The sequence below is a fragment of the Microcoleus sp. S13_C5 genome (assembly GCF_036700845.1).
Taxonomy (GTDB): Bacteria; Cyanobacteriota; Cyanobacteriia; order Cyanobacteriales; family Microcoleaceae; genus Microcoleus.
Map to the genome: position 1 here is coordinate 1 of NZ_JAUBPR010000105.1, position 23459 is coordinate 23459.

The 23459-nt window shown below is 47.3% G+C and carries 16 protein-coding genes; 9 read left to right on the forward strand and 7 right to left on the reverse strand.

Annotated elements, in window-relative coordinates; translation table 11 throughout:
- Positions 1 to 227: 227 nt before the first annotated feature.
- Entirely contained in the window at positions 228 to 440 is a 213-nt protein-coding gene (gene thiS, locus QUA04_RS22460; RefSeq protein WP_015176890.1) for a sulfur carrier protein ThiS, read from the reverse strand.
- A gap of 97 nt (positions 441 to 537) precedes the next feature.
- Entirely contained in the window at positions 538 to 1620 is a 1083-nt protein-coding gene (locus tag QUA04_RS22465) for a thiamine phosphate synthase (RefSeq protein WP_333260899.1), read from the reverse strand.
- A 222-nt stretch (positions 1621 to 1842) separates the two neighbouring features.
- On the opposite strand from QUA04_RS22465, the gene QUA04_RS22470 reads away from it, so the two are divergent.
- Positions 1843 to 3720, forward strand: coding sequence for a DUF1565 domain-containing protein (locus QUA04_RS22470; protein ID WP_333260902.1), 1878 nt, complete (start codon positions 1843 to 1845; stop codon positions 3718 to 3720).
- Between the two features lie 626 nt (positions 3721 to 4346).
- Here QUA04_RS22470 and QUA04_RS22475 read toward each other — a convergent pair.
- Positions 4347 to 5024, reverse strand: a complete 678-nt coding sequence (locus QUA04_RS22475; RefSeq protein ID WP_333260905.1) for a peptidoglycan-binding protein — start codon at positions 5022 to 5024, stop codon at positions 4347 to 4349.
- A 264-nt stretch (positions 5025 to 5288) separates the two neighbouring features.
- On the opposite strand from QUA04_RS22475, the gene QUA04_RS22480 reads away from it, so the two are divergent.
- The 3 genes from QUA04_RS22480 (at position 5289) to QUA04_RS22490 (ending at position 11761) form a co-directional block, all read left to right on the forward strand.
- The gene (locus tag QUA04_RS22480) at positions 5289 to 7217 is read left to right on the forward strand and encodes an SdrD B-like domain-containing protein (RefSeq protein ID WP_333260907.1); all 1929 of its coding nucleotides are present in this window, start codon (positions 5289 to 5291) and stop codon (positions 7215 to 7217) included.
- Positions 7218 to 7877: 660 nt separating this feature from the next.
- Positions 7878 to 10502, forward strand: a complete 2625-nt coding sequence (locus tag QUA04_RS22485; protein WP_333260909.1) for an SdrD B-like domain-containing protein — start codon at positions 7878 to 7880, stop codon at positions 10500 to 10502.
- 398 nt (positions 10503 to 10900) lie between these two features.
- Positions 10901 to 11761, forward strand: a complete 861-nt coding sequence (locus tag QUA04_RS22490) for an SDR family oxidoreductase (protein WP_333260911.1) — start codon at positions 10901 to 10903, stop codon at positions 11759 to 11761.
- A gap of 503 nt (positions 11762 to 12264) precedes the next feature.
- Here the strand turns inward: QUA04_RS22490 and QUA04_RS22495 are convergent.
- Complete coding sequence (locus QUA04_RS22495) at positions 12265 to 13293, reverse strand: hemerythrin domain-containing protein (RefSeq protein ID WP_333260914.1); 1029 nt, start codon at positions 13291 to 13293, stop codon at positions 12265 to 12267.
- Between the two features lie 282 nt (positions 13294 to 13575).
- On the opposite strand from QUA04_RS22495, the gene QUA04_RS22500 reads away from it, so the two are divergent.
- From QUA04_RS22500 to QUA04_RS30025, 3 genes are all read left to right on the forward strand, one after another.
- On the forward strand, positions 13576 to 14841 hold the full coding sequence (locus QUA04_RS22500) for a pitrilysin family protein (RefSeq protein ID WP_333260918.1): 1266 nt from the start codon (positions 13576 to 13578) through the stop codon (positions 14839 to 14841).
- Positions 14842 to 15143: 302 nt separating this feature from the next.
- Complete coding sequence (locus tag QUA04_RS22505; RefSeq protein ID WP_333260921.1) at positions 15144 to 16412, forward strand: pitrilysin family protein; 1269 nt, start codon at positions 15144 to 15146, stop codon at positions 16410 to 16412.
- Positions 16413 to 16482: 70 nt separating this feature from the next.
- Positions 16483 to 16728, forward strand: coding sequence for a winged helix-turn-helix transcriptional regulator (locus QUA04_RS30025; RefSeq protein ID WP_445242354.1), 246 nt, complete (start codon positions 16483 to 16485; stop codon positions 16726 to 16728).
- Here the strand turns inward: QUA04_RS30025 and QUA04_RS22510 are convergent.
- Entirely contained in the window at positions 16688 to 17125 is a 438-nt protein-coding gene (locus QUA04_RS22510) for a DUF6632 domain-containing protein (RefSeq protein ID WP_333260923.1), read from the reverse strand. The genes QUA04_RS30025 and QUA04_RS22510 overlap by 41 nt on opposite strands.
- A 307-nt stretch (positions 17126 to 17432) precedes the next feature.
- On the opposite strand from QUA04_RS22510, the gene QUA04_RS22515 reads away from it, so the two are divergent.
- Both QUA04_RS22515 and QUA04_RS22520 read left to right on the forward strand, forming a co-directional pair.
- Entirely contained in the window at positions 17433 to 19256 is a 1824-nt protein-coding gene (locus tag QUA04_RS22515; protein WP_333260927.1) for an efflux RND transporter periplasmic adaptor subunit, read from the forward strand.
- 302 nt (positions 19257 to 19558) lie between these two features.
- The gene (locus QUA04_RS22520) at positions 19559 to 20824 is read left to right on the forward strand and encodes an ABC transporter permease (protein WP_333260929.1); all 1266 of its coding nucleotides are present in this window, start codon (positions 19559 to 19561) and stop codon (positions 20822 to 20824) included.
- Between the two features lie 17 nt (positions 20825 to 20841).
- Here the strand turns inward: QUA04_RS22520 and QUA04_RS22525 are convergent, their stop codons facing one another.
- Both QUA04_RS22525 and QUA04_RS22530 read right to left on the reverse strand, forming a co-directional pair.
- Positions 20842 to 22302 (reverse strand): SAM-dependent methyltransferase, encoded by a 1461-nt coding sequence (locus tag QUA04_RS22525; RefSeq protein WP_333260932.1) that lies wholly within the window; start codon positions 22300 to 22302, stop codon positions 20842 to 20844.
- Between the two features lie 23 nt (positions 22303 to 22325).
- Entirely contained in the window at positions 22326 to 23294 is a 969-nt protein-coding gene (locus QUA04_RS22530; RefSeq protein ID WP_333260935.1) for a hypothetical protein, read from the reverse strand.
- Positions 23295 to 23459 lie beyond the last annotated feature (165 nt).

The following is a 23459-nucleotide window of genomic DNA, read 5'->3' on the forward strand; positions in this document are numbered from 1 at the left end:
CATGGAAATTAGTTTCTACCCATTCCCCCCCAGATGTCAAGCCGGATTTTGTTAAGAAAGATGTGAGTAAGGCATAGCTTATTAAGGGGGATTTAGGGTGACAAGATTCTTCTCAAAGTCCCCCTTATTAAGGGGGATTTAGGGGGATCTAGACTTGACTGGAAGCGACAGTCCTAGGTTCTGTCAATTGGTGAAAATTTAAGGCTTAATTTGTCACCAATTTGTGGCTAGCCTCCTCCGACAATTGTGACAACTTCTAAAATGTCGCCCTCTTGCATCTGTGTAGTTTCCCAAAATTGTTTGTGCAGAATTTCGCCGTTGTACTCCACAGCCACCAAGCGCGGGTTTAATCCCAATTGTTCTAGTAATTTTGGTAACGGTGTGTCGATCGCACAATTGCGGGTTTCTCCGTTAACTTGCAGCGCAATTTGATTTATCATAAGTAAAATATCAGTTTTCAGGGCGGGTTTTGTAACAAAATTATATTTTATGCATAGATTTCCTGTGCTAAACCCGCCCTACGAATCGCAAATAAACCTAGCTTTTCCCGTGCAAAGCTTTCTGAGCTTTCAGATTCTCCATCCGAATCAACTGCGAGATGAAAAACTGCGTGACTAAAGTAGGCTGTTCTGCTTCCATAATTGCGCGTACTATGGCAACCCTTTGAGCTCCGGCATTCAATATTTCATCGACGTTGTTGATATCAATTCCGCCGATCGCAAACCACGGAATCGGCGACTTATCAGCAGCATACCGCACATAATCCAAACCTGCCGCCTGTTTATCAGGTTTAGTAGGAGTGGAGTAGACCGGCCCAACTCCAATATAATCTGCTCCCGCATCAATAGCTCGCTGCATTTCCTCGCCATTCGTAGTCGAACAACCGATGATGCGTCCCGGGCCGAGCAACTTGCGCGCTTCCGCCACAGGCAAATCTCCCTGTCCTAAGTGTACGCCGTCGGCATCGGCTGCGATCGCAAAATCCACGCGATCGTTCACAATCAGCAAAGCATCGTAGCGGTGACAAAGTTCGCAAAGCTGGCGCGCATTAGCCAGGTTTACCCCGTCGTCTGAGCTTTTGTCGCGGTACTGCACCAAAGTCAGTCCGCCTTGCAAAGCAGCTTCCACAACTCCCATCAAGTTGTCTCTGGGCGAAGTTACAAGGTATAACTGCGATCGAAGTAACTGCTGGTAGCGCCGGTAAGCCAGCAAATTGCTTTCGAGAGTATAAACCCGATAGCGCATCTGCTTAAAAGCCGCCCCCATATTCCGATCGTAAATTTTGCCATACTCTTCGAGTACCCGCAGAGCTTCTTCCACCCGACAGAAATTAGCCTCCAGTAGCTGCTGAATGCTCGAACGCTGCTCTTCCTGCGGGTGAGTCAACTCCGTACCCGGATCAGCCGGCGTATCCCTAGCACTGCGAAGTTCTGCGACGTGCCAAGCAGCCAATTCTTGACGCAGTTGCTTGCACTCGCCAGCCAAATCGGCGTTGTTGAGACCAAACCTGCACCATTCTTCAATAATTCTCAAGCCTTCGCGCGATCGATCTAAATTTGCATCTAAAATCCGGCAGAGGGCTGGCTGTGCCGGTAAAGTTCTGTTTTGTTTGTCGGTCATTCAGAACCACCCTAATTATAATTATTCTTACCAGTCAAACCGCTACATTGTCACACGCCGTCAAAATTGTGGCAAAGCAGGCGGCTTAATTTTGGCATAAACCAATGTAAATTCGACAATATTTTTTTAAGTTTTATTGAATTTGATGAAAACCAAGCATAATAGATCAAACTTGATGAGAGTGGAATCGTTAAACTGCATACCACACTTCGGAGGAGAGCCGTGAGGTTAGCAGAACAACACAAAAGATTAACAGAAGAAAACCCCAGCAGGCGGGTGAAATCAAAGTTCGATCGCGAAAACCCGACACCGAACTCGGGAAGCGGAACTCGGATCGCAAATCAGTGGGGTTTATTTATGCTCCTAAATTCTCAATATAGCGAGTGCAAAGAAAAGCGATCGCAAAAATCTTGTTTGAGTTCTTGCCTTCTGCTCGTTTTTGCGATGACCGCCCTTTGCAACCATCAACCGTCAGTTATCGCTGCCGGGATACCTGCAGTGCAGCTACTTTCTCAGGCCCTGGAGAGCGACATCAACATACTGTACGTCAGCTCGGCCGGCGGCAGCGACACAGGAGGCAACGGCAGCGATCAAGCTCCGTTCAAAACCCTTACCTACGCCTTGAGCGTGGCCCCTCCCAAGACAGCGATTTTGCTAGCGCCTGGTACTTACAGCGAGCAAACCGGCGAAAAATTTCCATTAATGCTCAGGCCCAGCGTGACAGTTCAGGGAAATCCCAACACTCGCGGTCAGAATATTGTCATCAAAGGCGGAGGATACTTTATCAGTCCGACTTCGGCGGGTCAAAATATCGCGATTTTAGGCGCAGACGGGGCGGGACTCAGCGGGGTGACGGTGACCAATACCAACGATCGCGGTTACGCTTTGTGGATCGAATCGAGTTCTCCAACGGTTGTCAACAATACTTTTTCTGGCAGCACTCACGACGGCATTTCGGTAGTGGGTACTTCTAGGCCGACGATTGGCGGGAATGTTTTCTCGAAAAATGGAGCTAACGGCATTACGATTTTTGGCAGTTCCCAGCCGGAAGTTCGAGATAATGTGTTTGAAAACACGGGATTTGGGGTGAATGTAGCGCAGAACGCTTCGCCTCTGCTCATCGGCAACAAAATTACTCGCAATAAGGACGGCGTAGTGGTGCAAGCTAATGCTAGACCTGTGCTGCGTAACAATTATATCGAGAGTAATCGCCGGGACGGAATTGTGGCGATCGCGAGTTCTCTGCCGGATTTGGGAACTGCCGCCGAACCGGGGGGCAATGTCATTCGCAACAACGGTCAGTACGATGTCAACAATGCGGCAAAAGGTCAAGTAATCCCAGCTTACGGCAATCAATTGTTGAGCAGCCGGACGACGGGCTCGGTTGATGTGGCGGGAACTTTTACCCCTCCGCCACCAATAGGAGGAAGTGCTTTTGAGCTAAGGGCCGATCGACCTCCCAGCATCGGTGGCCCCGACACTTCTCTCCCTGTTTACACTCCCGGACGGCTAAGTCCCAGAGTTGAAAGAGCGCCACTTCCCCCGCCTGCGCCCGTTTCCAGGCGACCGGTGCAAAATCGATCGACACCGCCCAGCGCTCAGTTGCGCCAAGAGCTTTCTCCGAGGAATGTCGGTGCTTCAGCGGTAGTCCCAGGGACAATCGCAATTCCCGTGCCCGATCCGAATTATCGATCGGTTTCGGAAATTTCGGTACAGCAACCAATGATTCCTCCCAATTTTGATAGTTCAAGTTCGGTTTCTTCCGAGGGTAGATTGCCGGTTCCGGGTCGCAACATTCCTATCGGAAGCGGCGGTTATGTACCTGCACCTTTAGGAGGGAATTCTTTGCCCGATTCCGAGAATTCGTCGTCATTCGATCGACCGTCTGCTTTGGGTTTGCGCTATCGAGTTGTGGTGGATACCGACAGTCTGGGCGATCGACAAAAAATCCAATCCCTCGTTCCTGGTGCTTTTCGCTCTTTTTCCAGCGGGCGATCTGTGATGCAAGCCGGCGCTTTTCGGGAGCGCGAAAAAGCTGAGGAATTGGTACAAATGCTTAGCGCTAACGGTTTGAAGGCTCGAATTGAGGACATTAAATGAAATGGTCATTAGTCATTAGTTAACTGTTGACTGTTGACTGTTGACGGTTAACTGTTAAGTCTTAGCCAAAGACTGCTTGCTACTTCAAAAAAAAATCCAAATTTTAGGGCCTAGCATATCGGATGCCAGACCCTAAAAAGTTTGTAAATTAAGTTGATTCAAGTGGGTTTTTAGCTCTGCTGAGTTTCAGCAAACTACAACTAAGGTGGACTTTTTTACAACTACTCTGCGGACGAGCTAGCTATCAGCGGAGTCTATTCAGACTTCTGTGTTTGACTGTTGTGCGATCGCAACTTTTGATTCATGCAATAGCCTCAAGCTATCTAACAAATATCGAGCGCAATGTCAACCTTTCTTTGCTAATAAGCTACACGGTTCAGGCGTTGCCTGCGAACTAGAGCCGATCGGGACAAATACTCTAATTTCAAATTTTTTATCCAAGTTTTTTGTGCTTCTTGGTTTTGCCCCTCATGTTTTTAAGTTAACACCAACTGCGCGCCTAAAAACACTTTGTTTACCAAACTTGACACTTTTTGACGTGCAGAAATACTTCCAAAAGCGATTATTAACAATTTGTACGCTCGCCCGACCGCGCAACGTGCATAGCCACCACTATTCGTTGGCTGTCAACGCAGCAGAGCTTCCCAAGTTGCGCGACCGACAATGCCGTCTGCTGGCAGTTGATACTGTCGCTGAGCCGCCTTGACAGCAGCTTGAGTTTCCGGGCCGAACACGCCGTCAGCACTCACCCGCAAAAATCCCTTGGCCCGCAGCCGCTCTTGCAAATCTCTGACTGCCGGCCCCCGCATTCGTCTTCTCAAAACTGGAAAATTGGTTGGCTGCGCTTCGGGGCTAATCTCTGAGTTGTCGGCAGTTGCAGGATCGTTGGCGATCGGGTTTTCGATCGCACTCGGAGTCGCAGGAAACAGCCTGTTCCAAGTATCTTGACCGACTATTGCGTCGGGAGGCAGGCCTGCTGCTTCCTGGAACTGAGACACAGCTCTAGCGGTGCTTTGTGAGAAAATCCCGTCTACAGTGCCAGTATAAAAGCCCAATAATTGAAGAGCAGCTTGGAGTTCGATTACTTCCGAGCCTCGGCTGCCCAATTTGATTGCGGGGCGGACGATCGCACCTGTTTGAGCGATCGGGCTGTTGCTGTTACTCTGTTCGGAGGTAGGTAGCTGTGCGACAGCAGGAGTAGGGGCGATCGATCCCATTACCAATAAACCGCACAAACTCCAGCCGAAGAGCAAACTCGGAACCTCGCGGGCTTCATTCCAGCTTGCTGTCAAGTTTTGGGACATTGGGAATTCGACCTCTGCAAAACTGGTAGCGATCGTACATCAAATCTGGAAAAAATTGGGAAGTTGGGCATTGGGGATTGGGCATAGGGCATTTACTGGTTCCCAGGAAGAGCCTGGGAACCAGAAAACTCAAAACTCACAACTTTTCCCCCTTCCCTTTCCTAAAAAAAATTTATGCCTCTCAAATAGCTACAATTGGCAAAAAAACTGCTAGATTGCCCTACAGAAAACATTGAACCGCGTTCATTGGGCCCCAGCAACACCATGTCCGAATCCAGCACCATAACCGCCAGCCAAATAGACATCGGCAACGTCAACATCGGGAACTTCCAAGTCGGCAGCATCAGCGGCACCAAATACAACGATTTTAACGCCAACGGCCGCCCAGATCCCGGAGAAGTCCCCATTCCCAACTGGCAAATCTACCTCGACCTCAACAACAACGGTCAGCCAGATTTTAACGAACCTTCCACCCTCACAAACCCGCAAGGCAACTACATCTTCGCCAACCTGCCGCCAGGAACTTACCAAGTTAGGGAAGTCCAGCAGCCGAACTTTCGCCAAACTACCCCAAATCCCGCACCCATCACGATAACCAGCGGCACAAACGCTGGCAATATCAATTTTGGCAACAACTTTAACGCAGGGACGATCGCAGGCACAAAATTCAACGACATCAACAACAACAGCAGCCGAGATCCCGGGGAACAAGGGCTAGCTAACTGGCAAATTTACCTCGACCTCAACCGCAACAACAGGCTCGACGGCGGCGAACCTTTTACTTTTACAAACGCTCAGGGCAATTACGCTTTTGTCAATATTCCTGCAGGTACATATTTGGTCAGAGAAGTCCAGCAACCGGGTTTTCGCCAAACCACGCCTGACCCCGGCCCGGTTAACGTTACTTCCAACGCAACTGTCAACAACATCAATTTTGGCAATGTCTTTTTTGTCGGCAGCATCAGCGGTCTCAAATACAACGACCTCAATGCAAACAGCGTCCGAGATGCGACAGACCCGCCTCTGACCAACTGGCCAATTTACATCGACCTTAACGGCAACGGCAGCTTTGACCCGGGCGAACCCAACACCATCACAAACCCGCAAGGCAACTACACTTTTGCTAATGTTTCTCCCGGCCGATATTTGGTGAGGGAAGTCCAGCAACCGGGATGGGTACAGACTACGCCAAATCCAGGCCCGATCGACATCATCGGCAATACCAACGTTGTCGGCGTCAATTTCGGCAACAATTTTCCTACCGGCAGCATCAGCGGCTTCAAGTTCAACGACATCAACGCTAACGGTATCAACGAACCTACGGAACCGAGAGTTGCCAACTGGCCAATTTACCTTGACCTCAACAACAACGGCGGTCGAGACCCCAACGAACCTTCGACTTTAACCAACCCCCAAGGTAATTTCTCTTTTATCAATTTGCCTCAAGGGACCTATGTGGTCAGGGAAGTCCCGCAGCCCGGTTTTCGACAAACTACGCCCAATCCGACTCCGATCACCGTGGGCAACGGCACAAATGCCACTAATCTCAGCTTTGGTAACGTGTTGGTGACTGGCACCATCAGTGGTGTGAAATTTAACGATTTAAACGCCAACGGCCGCCTAGATCCGGGGGAACCGCCGATCGCCAATACTCAAATTTACATCGACCTCAACAACAACAGCAGTTTAGATCCGGGTGAAGCGAGTACCCTCAGCGACGTTCAGGGCAATTACAGTTTCCGCAACGTTCCGGTAGGTAGTTATGTTGTCCGCGAAGTTCCGCCACCCGGTTTCATCCTAACGACTCCGCCTACGGTGGTTGTTGTCTCGGCAGATATTCGGGCTAGCAGCATCGATCTCGATTTGGTGACGGGAGAGGCAGAGGGTAGGGGGGCTAAATCCTGGAAGGGCGACCCGCTGACGGATGGCAGTAGCTATGCAGGCAAACCAGCAGGCAATATTGGGGCGGATAGCTTGCTTTTGAGTTCGGGTCGTGATAGTGATCAAATTAGTAAATTTTTGAGTGATGGATTTTTTGCAAATTTAGGCAATATTCCTAACTTTGGGCAACAGAATATCGGTCTGGAGCCTAATGCACAAATTAGTAATTTTGTCAAGAAAAATGAATTAAATAATGGGGCGATCGCTCACTCGTTTGTGCCGATGATCACGAATGATTTCTCGGTTATGTAGGGTGAGAGAAAGCTCGATCGCCCGGAATCCCAAACCGCAGATAAAAATAACGAAGAGGTGAAAGGGCAATCGCGTGATACCCTATTGTTGGCAACCTCCAACACTCAAGCCTAAGTTCCGGCAACTCCGAAGCTGGCTTGTATATTGGGTGCAATATTCAGAGGCAGTAGCATCTCTGTGAGTGAGAAACTATCAGGTAATTCCCCCAAACCCGATCGGCGTATCTCTAGTCAGGGCAACTCATAATCAAGTCCGGTAGCTTGATCGATGTTGGGAAAGCTGTCCTTGGCAATCCCAGAGGAGGCGATCGTCAATGACAGCGAATCAGAACAAACAAGAACGATGCAGCCGGACTGGATATCAGGGGGGAGAAGTCAGTCTTAGGCTTTTTAAAGCTCGAAACAGCAAGTATGTACGGACAGAGAAGGTGTGCAAATCCTGAAGATGTTGCCCTCAAATTGCCAGGGTTCTTCAAAACCTGATATACTTGCCAGCGACAAAGCTTGAGGCATTGTTGTGTGAGATGGGAACATTACCTCAAGTGCAGACGTATGTAAAATCGAGTAGCGGTTGTCAGCTATTAGTAAAAACTACTCAGCAAGTTACAACCCATACAGTAGTCTGTAATTTACGTGGATTTAGGTGTGAAGGAGAGAAATCATGGCAGATTTAGGTTTAACTAACGAAGAGCAAGAGCAATTGCTCACAGCCCAGCAACTACAGCCAGTTGTGGTTGGGAATGCTGGTCCGGCAATTTTAGGCATCAAGTTCAATGACCTGAACCGAGATGGGGTCAGACAGCCGAATGAACCAGGTCTTCGGGATATCCCCATCCTCCTCGAACCAGCAACAAGCAGCAACGGTGTATTTAATGCTGGTACTGGCGAAGTCTTAACCACGACGGACGCTAACGGCGCGTTCTCATTCATAAATCTTGCCCCTGGCAATTACGTACTCACCGAAACGGTACTACCTGCTGGTTTCACCGCTACTACTCCCAACCCCCTGGCTGTTACTCTCGGCAACCGAAATGTCAACGTTTTCTTTGGCAACGCGGGAGTTCCACCAGTTACAGGCAGTCGTATCGTAGGATGCAAATACTTAGACATAGATGCCGACGGCTTCCGAGATGGAAATGAACCGGGGATTAAAAATGTCAGGATATATATTGATTCAAATGGCAACGGTCAACGCGATGCAGAGGAACCCAGCACCTTAACAGACAAAAATGGTGCATGGTCGTTCAACGTATTACCCGGAACCTACAAGATTCGGGAAGAACGGATCAGACGACAGATTAATTCTGTTACCGGACTAGAAGTTAATGCTACGGATGCACAACCCTTAGAAACACAAGATTTTCCCCAAAGCACTCCCCCCGGCAACGTTCCGGTACTGGACGTGACGGTAGCCGCAGGTCAAACCTTTGCCTGCGCTCAAGTTGGCGATACTCCGCTCTATCAAATTGAAGTTAACAAATTTCGAGACATAGACCGCAACGGCTCGCGAAATGTTGTTAATGGAGTCTTGGAACCCCCCATTGCCCGAGTACCGTTTATTTTAGATGTGAACGGGAACGGTCGCTGGGATCAAGGCTCCGAACCGATAGCCATCACAGATGCGAACGGAGTAGTTACCTTCAAGGATTTGCGAGCTGGCAATTACAAAGTGTTGGAAATTTTTCCAGGTGTACTGCCTGCTGAAGTAGGTGGCGGTGTCCCCGGAAACCTCAATGCTCCAGTATCAACAACTGGAAACCCCGCTCTGGTTTCGGCACCAGGGCCGCAGGCGCGATTCCAGGGTACCATCAGCAGAGAGCAACCGCTGCTAGTAGCAGACTCAACCTACACGCTGAAACCAAACGACCCTAAATTCATAGACTCCAACCGCGACGGCATTCAACAACCAGGTGAAAGATCGATCGCCACCACTGGTGAGCGGCCGATTTTTGCAGCGCCAGTTACAACTTTACCAGCCCCCAACCCCTCGCCATCACTTACCTTTTCTCCTGTTGGAGCTACTCAGGGTATTGGCAGTAATGCCGGTGTGGGCAACACTCTACCAATCATCAATGTCTTCAAGTACAATGACTTGAATGCCAACGGTCGCTACGAACCAACTCAGGGTGAAGCGCCAATTAGCGGTGTCACTGTCTTCCTAGACACCAACAATAATGGGACTCCCGACACTGGAGAACAGCAACTCACGACAAATCAGCAGGGAAGAGCTGCTTTTACAAACTTGACACCGGGCAACTATGTCGTCCGCGAAGTTGTACCGCCGAATTTCTCCCCTTCTACTGCAGATCGCGTCGATGTTACCCTCAATCTTCAGGACGCCAACGTTACCTTTGCCAACACACCCAGCAGCAACATCACCGGGTGTAAGTTTGAAGACTTCAACCTGAACGGTTATCGAGATGGAAATGAGCCAGCTATTCCTGGTGTCACCATTTTTATCGATACTAATGGTGACGGTCAGTTGCAAGCAAATGAACCCACTACTACTACCAATCAGTTTGGTACTTTTGCATTCAACAATTTGCGCCCCGGCACTTACAAAATTCGAGAAGTAACGCCTCCTGGTTACTTCCAAACGACTCAACCAGTAGATGTTGTTCTGGGTGCGAATCAAACCTTTACTTGCGCTTTGGTGGGTAACTCTCGCCGCTATGACCTCTTGGTTCCTAAATTCCGAGATGACAACCGCAACGGTATAAAAGACGCAAACGAACCGCCTCTTGCCGATGTGCCTTTCACCTTGGATTTGAATGGCAACGGCCGCTACGATGCTGCAACAGAACCCCTGGTGAGAACTGATGCTGCTGGGATTGCTCGGTTTAATAATTTGTCTCCAGCCACCTACTCGGTTTTGGAAGTGTTCGATACACCGGGCGTTATCAACAATTTCCCGATCCGAACAGGGCCAAACCCGGTTAGCTTTGACGTGCCGGGCCCTAACACAGTACCGACAACTCCAGAAAGAGCTATTCTGAGCTTAGATCCGCTGACTGGCGGCACGGATGTGGTAACTGGTTCTAGCATCCCCAATGATCCGCTGAATAACCCCGAGCGCTCAGCGGCGGCTCTGGTACAGGACAGCACCGTCGGTAACTTTATCGCACCTACGAGTGCAGGTGTTAGCCCCTCTGTTGACCTCAACCTCCAAGGTCAGGCGAGTTCGCTGGTTCTATCGTTTTTAGAAGAGAACGGTCTCAAGGACAAGGACTCTAAATTAATGTTGGGCGCTCCTTCTACTCCGAATGCTCAGGCTTCTTTCTCTTAATGTGAGGTTGGGTTTCTAGTTCGAGACTCAGCAATTAGCAACTAGCTTGTTTAAACTGCACGTCAAATGATGTTTTGGCGTGCTTTTTGCTGTTTTGACAATAATTAGAGGCTCGGGGGGCGGGTTTATCGATTTGTTTAATTACCGGAAATATTTTTCGTGAAACCCGCCTCTACAACAAATATATCTCGATGCTCGTAAAAGTGGGTTTGACCGACAATCTTTGAGGAAAACTCACAATTTATATAAACCAGCCCGCCACAATCATGGGCTCGGCTGAGGGGTTTATTTATCTCTTTAATTACTGTCTTTAGTCGTAGAGCGCGATCGGCAAAAAGACCGATTCCCTGCCTCAATAAAACCTTTATTTATAGAGGTAGAACTTAGAGGAATATGTTATGCCAACTCAACAACAAACCAATCCGGCTCAACATCAAGAACAGCAACCCGGTATTGAATCCCAAATGACTCCGCAACCCCAATCCTTCGCGGAGGGATATCGCGGTAGCGACAAATTACGGGACAAAGTAGCCTTAATTACAGGTGGAGACAGCGGGATCGGGCGTGCGGTGGCGATCGCCTTTGCCAAGGAAGGCGCTAACGTGGTCATCAGCTATCTTAACGAAGATGATGATGCCAAAAAAACCAAAGAGGCGATCGAACAACAAGGCCGCCGCTGTATTGCGATCGCCGGCGACATCGGCGATGAAAGCGTCTGTCAAAACCTTGTAGAACAAACACTTAAAGAATTTGGCCATCTCGACATCCTCGTCAACAACGCCGCCGAACAGCATCCCCAAGAAAGCATCGAAAACATCACCGCTGAACAATTAGAGCGCACATTCCGCACGAACATTTTCTCAATGTTTTACCTCACAAAAGCCGCTCTCAAACACCTCAAAGAAGGAAGTGCAATCATCAACACTACCTCTGTCACCGCTTACAAAGGCAATCAACAATTGCTAGATTACTCCTCCACAAAAGGAGCAATTGTTGCCTTTACTCGCTCTTTGTCTCAAAGTTTAGCTGAGAAAGGAATTCGCGTCAACGGAGTCGCTCCCGGCCCGATTTGGACCCCTCTAATTCCTGCAACTTTCCCTGAAGAAAAAGTGGAGAAATTTGGTGCAGACACGGCCTTGGGACGCGCCGGTCAACCCGATGAAGTTGCCCCCAGTTTCGTGTTTTTAGCTTCAAAAGATTCGTCTTACATGACTGGTCAAATTTTGCATCCCAACGGCGGCTCTGTGATTAACGGATAGATTTGTCGCGAGTTGATTATAACGGCATTTTTTAGGCGTGGGTTTCACCCACCATCTCGGATCGTAACTCCGAATCTAAATAATAAATCCGCCCCCACAAACAGCTTACTGAGGGCGGGTTTATTCATTTTTTTAGTTGTAGCGTTTCCGGTTGGATGGAAATCATCAAGTCTCGGTCAATACTTCCATCTTCCCCACTCCCCATCATGTATAAGTGCAACCAGAATTGATATAATTAATCTGCGTTAATCTGTGTTTATATGCTTGTATCTGCGGTTAAAAAAAGAGAAGGTATTAACCGCAGATGACAAGGGATTGACGCAGATACACGCAGATGAATAGCATAGATATATCAATAATTCCTATCAGAGATTTGATATTAATTTTTGAACATTTTTGACTACACACAAAACAGTAATCCCGCTACTCACGTAGCGGGATTGATAGGTTGCAGTTTAACTATTCTCTAGTTTTGCTAGAGTTGTAATTAGCTCACTGCTGAATTAGCTCAGGTTAGCCATTTCTTGCTGGATGGTGCTTTTGGCTGCTTTGAATTGAGTAGCCATTTGTTCCATTTGTGCTTCGCTCAAGTTGCGGCGAATTTGAGGGAACATATCGTTTTCTTCTTCTTTTACGTGATCTTGAACCGCTGTTTGGAGCTGTTTGATTTGGGCTTTGAACTCAGGAGAACTCGGGCTCATTGACTTAATCTTGGCGAGCATTTGCTTCATTTCTGCTTGCTCGTCGTACAGTTCTTGAGTGTTGCTGTAGTAGCTGCGAATGGCTGGGTAAACAACTTGTTCTTCGGCTTCGGCGTGAACGCTGAGGTCTTTGTAAAGTTGACCGAAGAATTCTTGCAGTTTTTGAGGATCGTCGGTGCTTGCGATTTCCATAAATAGGGTATCGGCTTTGCGGTGATCCATTGAGATGATTTCGGTGATGTTCATCTCATCTTTGCTGCGGGTAACTGCACCGCCGATGATGCCGGTCATTGCTGCCATTGCATCTTGTACGCGAGCCCAAACGCCTTGGTCGGGGTCTTTGCCGGTCAGTTCGCGCACGCCTAAAATTTCGAGAACTCCTTTGAGTTGTTCTTGGTGAGCGCGGTTCTCAAAGTTAACTGTGTTGAGCGGGGTAATGGCAGCTTCGATGTCGGCGCCGACTACTTGAGCAGCTTTGTGAATTAACAAACCGCTCATTGTTTGTTTGTGTTTGAGCAGTTCGTGCTGAGCGACTTTTTCAAACATGGTGAGTTCAGAACCTTGCATGAGTTTCTGAACTTCTTCAATCATTTTTGTGCTGGTTTCTTTAGGTTCGGCTTGAATGCCGTATTGCACGATCGTAGTTTCTAATACGCCCAAGTTTTTGCGATCGTCTTCGAGCATATCCCGGAAGCGCTGGGCTAGTTCGGAGTCGTTGCAGGAATTGATGAACAATTGCTCGTTGGCGATCAACAGGTTTTGCAGCGCTTTCATGTCTGCTAATTTAGTTGCGATCGCTTGGCGCTTGGTATCTTCTAGGGTAGCTACCATCTGTCGTTTCTCCTCTCAATGTCTTTAGTGTTCTTACATCTCTTAATTTATTGATATATTCTGATAACATCCTCTTTCTCCCGACTGATTAATTAATATCCCGCGAAACCTATTGACTTTTGAGCAAAAAAATGGTAAGTATTTGAGACTGCTTGAAAACAAGATGAGTAAGGATGAAAGGCAGATAAGTGAGGATTTCTGTATCAATTAATCCCGATCGCAGAGCTGTAAAGCGCTACCATAGTTGCAGCCGAAGTTAACTAAAGTTTAAGAATAACTAGCTTGTCTCAACTGCTCACTGCTTTAGAGTTCCCAGCCAATGTCTGGAAGCTGAATAATGGGTTAACGGTCATTCACCAGCGGATTTCGGCCACACCGGTGGTCGCGCTAGACGTGTGGGTGAGGGCTGGCGCTACGCTGGAGCCGGATTCTTGGTCGGGAATGGCTCATTTTCTAGAACACATGATATTTAAAGGGACGGATTCGATCGCCCCTGGAGAATTTGACCAAGTAATAGAAAATCGCGGCGGTGTCGCAAATGCAGCTACAAGTCACGACTACGCGCATTTTTTCGTCAACGCAGCAGCCGATTATTTAGCAGAAACTGCCCAGCCACTGGCAGAATTGCTACTGCGCGCTTCGATTCCCGATCGGGAATTCGATCGCGAGCGAGATGTGGTGCTCGAAGAAATCCGTCAAGCTCAAGACAATCCCGATTGGCTGGGTTTCCAAGCAATGATGGAAACAGTTTACCAACGGCATCCCTACAGGCGATCGGTATTGGGCACGGAAGAACTGCTGATGTCGCGAACTCCCTACGAAATGCGCTGTTTCCACCGATCGCACTATCAGCCGGAAAATATGACTGTGGTGGTAGTTGGGGGAATTGATGAACAACAGGCTAGAGATATTACGGGGAAAGCTTTCGAGCAGTTTTCCGAGCGGTGGGATTGTCCCAAATTAACCGCAGAGGCGGAACCGCCACTGATAGAAATTCGCCGTCAGGAACTGTGTCTCCCCCGATTGGAACAAGCGCGGCTGATGATGGCGTGGACGGGCCCGGGAGTTGAACACTTGCAAAGTGCTTGCGGCTTGGATTTGCTGTCGGTGTTGCTCGCACACGGGCGGACTTCGCGTTTAGTCAGGGAACTGCGGGAAGAATTACAATTAGTAGAGGCGATCGACAGCACTTTCTCGCTGCAACGGGAATCAAGTTTATTTACTATCAGTGCAGTCTTGGACGCGAAAGATATTGAACAGGTGGAATCTCGGATTTGCGATCGACTTTGGCAATTGCAGTCTGAGCCGGTTTCCGAAGTAGAATTGCTCCGCTGTCAGCGTTTGCTGTGCAACGATTTTGCTTTCTCGCTCGAAACCCCGGGACAGCTAGCCGGTCTTTACGGATATTACAATACGATCGCCACTGCGGAATTAGCGCTTAGCTATCCCACCAGGATTAAAGCATTTGGACCATTAGACCTCCAGCGCCTAGCTCAACAATATCTCTCTCCCCGCCGCTATACGGCCGTGGTGCTCAAACCAATCTAATTGGTAAACGGGTGAAAATAAATATCTTTTATACCGGATAGATGTTCGGCGTTTGTCGGGGGTTCTCTGTGCTTGTGGCGCACCCTACGGAGTAGAGGTTCGGCATTTGTCCGGGGTTCTTTGTGCTTGTGGGGCACCCTACGGGATAAATGTTGTTACATTTAGATGTTGTGCGTCAAGCCCTACCCGGTATGACATCATACAATATGCAAATGCAAAATAGAAAAATGGCAATCAAGTAATTACAAATTACCAATTACCAATTACCCATTCCAAATTACCAATTCCCAACTAAATTAACCATGAAAAATGAAATCCAGCGCACGGTTTTAGACAACGGTATTGTTGTCTTAGCAGCAGAAAATCCAGCAGCAGATATTATTGCAGCTAGGATATTCCTGCGGGCCGGCAGTCGCTACGTGCAGCCGGAACAAGCAGGATTGTGTCACTTGCTGTCGGCGGTAATGACTAAGGGAACCGATCGGCTGTCTTCGCTGGAAATTGCCGAGCGTGTAGAATCGGTGGGAGCGAGGTTGAGTGCCGACTCTACTACAGACTATTTTTTAGTGAGTTTGAAGACGGTTTCTGGGGACTTTGAGGAGATTTTGGAGTTGGCGGCGCAATTGACGCGATCGCCGACTTTCCCGGAAGCTGAAGTGGAACTCGAACGTCGCATTGCGATATCGGCAATTCGATCGCAACAAGAACAGCCATTTGCGATCGCCTTCGAGCAATTGCGGCACTCGATGTACCAGGAACACCCCTATGCTTTCTCTCCCTTGGGCACGGAAGCTACTATGTCAAAGCTCACCAGAAAAGAGCTTGAAGAGTTCCACAAAACCTATTTCCGTCCCGATAATGTAGTTATTTCTGTAGCCGGCCGAATATCCACCGAAGATGCGATCGCCCTGATCGATCGAACTTTTGGGGCCTGGAAAGCGCCTTTAACACCCTTACCAACTTTAACCGTCCCCCCCCTATACCCCTCCCCTCAATCGGTCGTTACGGCGCAAGATACGCAGCAATCAGTGATTATGCTGGGCTACCTTGCACCCTCTGTCAAAAATCCCGACTACGCAGCGATTAAGTTGCTGAATACTTATTTGGGTAACGGTTTGTCGAGCCGGTTGTTTGTGGAATTGCGGGAAAAGCGGGGCTTGGCTTACGACGTTTCCGCGGTGTACGCGACGCGCTTGGACACGGCTCAGTTTGTCGCGTACATGGGTACGGCGCCGGAAAATACGGCGACTGCTTTTGAAGGATTGCGCGCAGAAGTCGATCGACTCACCAGCATCCAACTAAGCGAGGAAGAATTGCAAGGTTGCAAGAATAAAATGCTCGGTCAATATGCTTTAGGAAAACAAACTAATTCGCAAATTGCCCAAGTTTTAGGATGGTATGAAATTTTGGGATTGGGAATTCAATTCGACCAGCAATTTCAAGAAGAAATTGCACAGGTGACAGCTTCACAAGCGCGGGATGCTGCTAAGAAATATTTTGTAGAACCGTATATTTCTTTGGTGGGCCCGGAGGCGGCGATTGCAGAGTTGGGTGTAGCGGCTGTTTGTTGAGTAGGAAATTTGCGATCGAACTTTTCAAAAGTTCGATCGGTTTGATCTTATTATACGCGAGCGGCCGGACTTGAGATCAACTCCAGCAGAATATGTCTATATCCCACCGATGGTTGAATATTCACTAACATCATTAGGTGAAATTTTCCTTGAGCTCATCACAACGCTTTACGAGTGGGGTGAGATACATCTTGCTGACTTAGCAGCGATTGCTACTAATCGAGAAAATGTACTATCAGCGATCGAACGGCTCAAATTAGCGGCCGTAGATGTCTTTAACTCAGCACCCCGGGTTTCGTCTGTCTGCTGGATTTGATTTGTTCTGTCGCGCCCGCTCCTTCACTTGGCACCACTTCGCGTGACGCTAAGAAACCAAGGACAATTGCCACCAAAATCAATGCTGGAACATCGCCGAGGAGGTGTCCCCGTTCCGCAGAATCAATCACTGCGTGTACCGCCATGATCAGCCCGTGGACAACACTCGACCAGACAGTGAACCAGATTAAGCTGAGATGCGTTTCTGGTTTTCGAGAAGCCCACAGCAAAAAGACACCAAGCGTCGCATAAATGCCGATGATCATCTGTTCGTATTCGTATTGGCCTGGTTGCCATAACCAGCCCGATGGCCAAATCTTCATCAGTGGATAGACAAGCAGAAAGGCAATTCCGACAACAACAAGGGCGATTCGCAAGTATCGATGATCCTTATCCATTGCTCTAACCTCCTATTATTTTCCAGTAAAGTCTCTACCAACTAGATTCGTATTTGCTCCGTAAATATCTTGATCTGGCTCAAAATCATACCTCCCACGATTGTGGTGCAGTCCTAAACGCTTCTGAATCAACCTAAAAAGAAGGTGCTTATAAAGATAAGCTTCCCGCCACACCCCCAGAGAGGACTTGTGGCATAACGGTTGATTTGAGAGGCAAACAATCGCCCCTAACTAAAAATATTATAATTGAACGTTTTCTCTTCCCGATCGGTCTAAATTCAAGACAGACCCATCAGGTCTAATTGATATGTACTTCGTAAAGCACTTTCAGATTAAAAAAGAGCTGACTCCCTGGGTTAGCGGACTCCTCGCCGCTTCCCTGCTTGCAGGAGTCGGCTACACAGCTTACAGCCAACTCACAGTCAAATCGAGTCGCGAAACCAGACGCAGGGCAAAAACCGTTGCTGTCGAAAGGGTGAACCTGCCGATTACAATTTCGGCAAACGGCACAATTGTGCCCGAACGTTCCGTTAACGTCAGCCCCAAAACTTCAGGAATGCTCAAAAGTTTGCTTGTCAAGGAAGGAGATAAAGTTGAAAAAGGGCAGATTCTCGCCTACATGGACGACTCTAACCTCCAAGGCCAACTTACGCAAACTCGCGGACAACTCGCAGCCGCGGAAGCAAACCTGCAAAAATTGCTCAACGGCACTCGAACCCAGGACATTGCTGTGGCTAAGGCAGTGTTAGCAGAACAACAGGCAACGCTGCAAAAATTGCTCAACGGCAATCGAACCCAGGATATTGCTGTAGCTGAGGCACAAGTGGCTGAGCAACAGGCAACGCTGCAAAAATTGCTCAACGGCAATCGAAGCCAGGATATTGCCGTAGCCGAGGCACAACTAGCTGAACAACAGGCAAATTTACAAAAATTGCTTCAGGGCAATCGGCCTGAAGACATCGCCCAAGCGATCGCCAAACTCAGAGATGCGGAATACGCCAAAAACCAAGCTGAGGAAGACTTTCAGAGAAATCAGGAACTTTATAATGCCGGCGCCATTGCTTTGCAAGTTGTCAACAACTCCCGCACCGCGCGCGATCGAGCTCAAACGCAAGTCAGGCAAGCCGAACAAGCTGTAGCTTTGCTGCAAGCAGGTACTCGCCCCGAAGAAATCGCTTCGGCGCGGGCTGCAGTCGAGCAAAAACGGCAAGCTTTGACCCTGGCGCGATCGGGCGCACGCCCGGAAGACATCGCAGCAGGGCGGGCTGCTGTGGAGCAAAAACGGCAAGCTTTGGCCCTGGCGCGATCGGGCGCACGCCCGGAAGACATCGCTGCGGGGCAAGCCGCCGTTGAGCAAAAACAGCAAGCTTTGGCGCTGCTAGAAGCCGGTTCTCGCCCGGAAGACATCGCCCAAGCCCGCGCTCAAGTTCTCGCCGCTAGAGGCAGCCTGCAAAGCGTTCAAGCGCAGATCGACGACACCGTGCTGCGGGCTCCTTTCACCGGCACTGTTACCCGCAAGTACGCCGATCCGGGCGCTTTTGTGACTCCCACGACGGCAGGTAGTGCGGTTTCTTCGGCGACTTCTTCTTCGATTTTGTCTTTAGCTTCAAAAAATCAATTAGTAGCAAACGTAGCAGAAACTAATATTTCTCAGATTCGGATCGGCCAGGCTGCATCTATTGAAGCCGATGCTTTTGCGGGAAAGACTTTTACAGGTAAAATCACTCAAATTTCGCCTCAGTCGATCGTCCAGCAAAATGTGACAAGTTTTGAGGTAAAAGCGGCAATTATTAATGATGATCAACAAATGCTGCGATCGGGGATGAATGTGAATGTTGAGTTTAAGGCTGGTGAACTCAAAAATGTTTTGGTAGTTCCGACTGCGGCAATTGTCCGCCAACAAAGGGAAACGGGGGTTTATGTTCCGGGTGGAGAAGATGGTAAACCTGCTTTTATGCCGATTAAGACTGGTATCACGGTGGATGATAAGACGGAAGTGCGATCGGGTTTGAAAGGAAATGAAAAAGTGCTGCTTAGTTTCCCCCCCGGATTGCGGCCTAGATCCCAAAATCCATCGTCGCCGGGCGGGATTCCGGGTTTGCAACCGGGTGGGGGAACGCGCTTGCGTTAGTAGTCTGTTGTCAGTTGTCAGTCCGCGAGTGAGTCCGACAGTCCGACAGGGATTTCAATCCCTGTCTCATAGCGAAAGTCCTCTCTTTCTTGACTGAAGAGTTAGTTGATGTCGATCGGTTTTAGACGAATTTTCAGTCGGTTTCAACCGACTTTAACTATGAGACGGGGGTTTCAACCCCGGCGGGCCGTGCCACAAATCCTATCGTTTCCGGTTGCATCGTCAGGTGATAAATTAGGGGCTAATTTAGGCAGAATCCTTAGAAGTTGCCACCAAATAACAAATAACTAATAACTAATAACATGAAATTACAGACTCGCCCCCGCACCAACAAAATCTCTAATGTTCAAATCGCGTTCATGGCGACAGAGGCGCTGTGGAATAATAAGTTGCGTACCAGTTTAACTATGCTGGGCGTAATTATTGGGATATCTTCGGTAATTGCTATTACTTCGGTGGGACAGGGTGTACAAAAATCAACTGAAGAACAGTTAAAGGCTTTGGGTACAAATGTGCTGTTGGTTTTATCCGGCGCTTCGCGATCGGGTGGTGTCAGTCAGGGAAGCGGTTCTGCTACTACCCTTACTTGGGATGACGCTAGGGCGATCGGCAAACAAGCTCCTGCAGTCAAGGCAATTTCTGCTTATTTGCAGCGCCAAGTGCAAGTAGTTTACGGCGGACAAAATTCATTTACTGCTATTTTGGGAACGGATTTAAACTACCCAGATGTGAAGAACATTCAGCCTCAACAAGGACGGTTTTTTAACGAGGATGAATTGAATGCTGCTGAGCCAGTAGTTGTCCTCGGTTCTAAGGTGCGGGACGAACTTTTTGGAACCGGAGCTAATGCGCTATCTTCCGATATTCGCATTCAGGGAAACCGCTACAAGGTCATTGGAGTGATGGAAAGCAAGGGGTCTGTAGGGGGAACCGATCAGGACGATCGAGTGTATATTCCCCTCAAAAATATGTCTTCGCGGATTGTGGGTAGAAATTCTTTAGCGGGGATTGCGATCTCGGGTTTTTGGTTGGAAACTGCGGGTGAAGCTGATTTAGCGGATGCTCAATTTCAAGTAGAAAATATCATGCGCTTGCGCCACAATATTTATCCGCCACAACCGGATGATTTTCGAGTTGTCAATCAAGCTGAGATAGTTAATACTTTCAGCAATGTGATAGGTTTATTTACGGTCATGATCGGAGCGATCGCCGGAATTTCTTTGGTGGTTGGCGGCATCGGTATTGCTAATATTATGTTGGTGTCTGTTGTGGAACGCACTAAGGAAATCGGGATTCGCAAAGCGGTAGGCGCTACTAATGCAGCAATTCTCATTCAATTTATGGCGGAATCTATTTTAGTTTCCACGGTGGGGGGAACGGCGGGTATTGGGTTGGGAGTTGCGATCGCCTTTGGGGCCTCGACAGCGTTCAAATTTCCGTTTGTGGTTTCTGTATGGTCGATCGCAGCAGGTTTTGGGCTATCTTTTACCGTCGGGTTGTTAGCTGGAGTATTGCCGGCTCGGAATGCCGCTCGCTTAGATCCGATCGCAGCCTTGCGGAATGATTGAAGTGTACTCATCCGCGTTTATCTGCGTGCATCTGCAGTTAAATATTCCAAATCTGCCAGCAATGTTAGATTAAGACAATTTAAAATGCTGGATTTGATCGGGCGCTTTTCATCCCAAAATACCATCGATGAATAAAAGTTAATTGCTGGCGATGAATTCAAAAGCTCAAAAGTTTTACGTGCAACTCTCTCGCTGTCAAAGCTGAGAAAGTAAACAGTATCATCAAAAATCGCAGGTTTATTAGCTATTTCACCGATTAACCTAAAATCCAATTTTTTATAAAGCCCGCAAATTGCAATTTTCCAAAATTTGAAGCTATAATCGCCAACCCCAAAAATAGAAAACCGAGGATTGTGCTGATAAATCTTGCTTTTGCGATTGTCTAGATATTGTCCGCGATCCTCCAGATAGCGCCAGGTTTTAGGAGCTATCTGGCTGATAGGTTCGGTTGACTCGCCAATAAATTTTTGAGTTACTAAAATATAGCGGTTTGTGGCGTTAATGCGATTTTGAGCGACATCCGATCCTTTAAGTAGCGGAAATAGATAAGTTTCCTCAAGCTCGACAGCTTCCCCAAATCCATTGACAAACAAATTATCAATTTTCCGAAACTCCATCACATTCGAGCAGTCATGTTTGACGCCCGATCGCCATTTCGTTCGTGAATTGACAGCATATAAATTACTCAATTTATTGAAAGAGTCTATATCCTTAATCAGGAGATTTTTTTTATATCCGATTCGGTGGCATTCTGAACTGTGTAAACTGCTAAATACATCGCAGAAGTAGTTTTGTGAGCTTGAGTCAAACTTGCAGTATAACAAACAGGCATCCACATTTGCACCAAAATACTTTTTAGCATCTATTGTGTAAGTTGCACAGCTAGCGAGATTAAGTTTTTTTGAATTAATGTAACTCAATAACTTTCTAGCAGTGGAAGTTTTGCAAAGCATTGCCAGATCCGCATTGCGAGTTTGCAGCCATTGCACCGCCTGAATTAGCATCCATTCTGAGATATCGAAGTTACTCTTACCTGTGAGAGCATCTAAGCCGATGTGACGTTGAAAGTTGTTTTTTTTAGGTAAATTGTCGCTACCAATAGTTCCTTGTTGCGAGTTGGTCACCCAAGGAAAGTTGCCGAGTACAAGCAGCCGCTCGCTACACCCATCGACTAACGATGCCCAATCAAATTGAAAGAAATCTCCGTGCCAAATATCGTATCTTTCATCAAAGAATAGCTTATTTAGTCTGACTTCTTTTAAGTAATTTTGATTTATTTCAACCCCGATAATCTTGTCTGCGGATGGAAATAAACGTGCAGCAGCTTGAATAAAATTACCGATACCGCACGTCGGCTCAATGATGGTGCGAGGATTAACATTAAGTTCTAGTAATTTTCGGCACACCATCTCTGCTAATGCCAGCGGTGTCTGAAAATCCCCGTATTCTAGTTTTGTTTTGCGATCGTTGGAACTCATCGGTTAGATTGATAAACTCTTAATTACAACTTATTATTGAAGAAATAACTTAGTTCCCACCACATTTCGCCATTACTCCAAAACAAAAAATCACCGGGATAGCTAAAGCTAATATCTAAACTCGCAGCAATATATTCCTTATAAACTGGATAGGATTTATATTCCAAGGATTTTATTTTAGTTATGAGTATCGTATCGATAAAACAAAGTCTACTGATAAGTTCTATGTAAAACTCTTCTGTTTTTCCCCAATCATCTAATTCCTCTATACCTGAAGTTCCTAAAGATGTTTGAACGAAATAAACTAAATCATTATAATTTTCTAATAAACTTAAATCATTATAATCTTCTAATAAACTTATTCCATCATTATCCGGATTTATAATTATCAAACTCTCAATTTCTTCTCGTAGCTCTTTTATGATATCCTCTTGTTGAGCTATTTTTGCAAGCAGCCGATTAATTTCCTCATCCGGAGTTGTAATTCTCAAACTCTCAATTTCTTGCTGAAGAAGTGCAGCTCTACTTTTCTGGTCCTTAAGCTGTAGCTCTAAACTTATTTTGGCTTTTTCTAGCTCTCTGGCATTCTCTTCTAGTTGCTTAACTTGTGTTTCTAATTGACGTGAATTGGAGTTTAATGAATTTAACTCATAAAGCTTTCTTTCTAATTGGGTTTTTTCTTGCTCTAGCTGGTTATTATCTATCTCTAAAGGTTGAATTCGGTCTAGTTCTCGTCTTATTTCTGACTCTAAAGAGTTTTGGCTAGCTCGGAGTTGTAGATTATCTTGTGTTAATCTAGTATTATTATCTTTAACTTGATTTAAGTCTCTTCTCAGAACGTCTATTTCTTGCTGTAAATCCGTATTTGTTTTAATGAGAGATTGATTTAGGGCTATGACTTCATTAAGCTGTCTAGTAACCTCTTGAACTTTCTCGATTAAAAATTCCCACGTTATAAACTCTATATCTTGACTACTGAGAGAACCACCCAATTCTTGAATAAGAACTTTTTTATGACCTTCTAGTTCTTCAACTTTTTGTTCAAAGTAAATATTTTCAATACGAAGATTTGTTGAAATTTTCGTAGAAGTTCACGGGGGTAGCAAAAACCAAAAAAATCTGATAAGGTGAGGCACATGGAGAAGACAGTGCCGGAA

Excerpts from the sequence above, each read along its gene's own strand:
- QUA04_RS22525 (WP_333260932.1), bottom strand. The coding sequence starts at position 22,302 with ATGAGTTCCAACGATCGCAAAACAAAACTAGAATACGGGGATTTTCAG.
- QUA04_RS22490 (WP_333260911.1), top strand. The coding sequence starts at position 10,901 with ATGCCAACTCAACAACAAACCAATCCGGCTCAACATCAAGAACAGCAA.
- QUA04_RS22510 (WP_333260923.1), bottom strand. The coding sequence starts at position 17,125 with ATGGATAAGGATCATCGATACTTGCGAATCGCCCTTGTTGTTGTCGGA.
- QUA04_RS22495 (WP_333260914.1), bottom strand. The coding sequence starts at position 13,293 with ATGGTAGCTACCCTAGAAGATACCAAGCGCCAAGCGATCGCAACTAAA.
- QUA04_RS22520 (WP_333260929.1), top strand. The coding sequence starts at position 19,559 with ATGAAATTACAGACTCGCCCCCGCACCAACAAAATCTCTAATGTTCAA.
- QUA04_RS22485 (WP_333260909.1), top strand. The coding sequence starts at position 7,878 with ATGGCAGATTTAGGTTTAACTAACGAAGAGCAAGAGCAATTGCTCACA.
- QUA04_RS22505 (WP_333260921.1), top strand. The coding sequence starts at position 15,144 with ATGAAAAATGAAATCCAGCGCACGGTTTTAGACAACGGTATTGTTGTC.
- QUA04_RS22465 (WP_333260899.1), bottom strand. The coding sequence starts at position 1,620 with ATGACCGACAAACAAAACAGAACTTTACCGGCACAGCCAGCCCTCTGC.
- thiS (WP_015176890.1), bottom strand. The coding sequence starts at position 440 with ATGATAAATCAAATTGCGCTGCAAGTTAACGGAGAAACCCGCAATTGT.
- QUA04_RS22475 (WP_333260905.1), bottom strand. The coding sequence starts at position 5,024 with ATGTCCCAAAACTTGACAGCAAGCTGGAATGAAGCCCGCGAGGTTCCG.
- QUA04_RS22515 (WP_333260927.1), top strand. The coding sequence starts at position 17,433 with ATGTACTTCGTAAAGCACTTTCAGATTAAAAAAGAGCTGACTCCCTGG.
- QUA04_RS22480 (WP_333260907.1), top strand. The coding sequence starts at position 5,289 with ATGTCCGAATCCAGCACCATAACCGCCAGCCAAATAGACATCGGCAAC.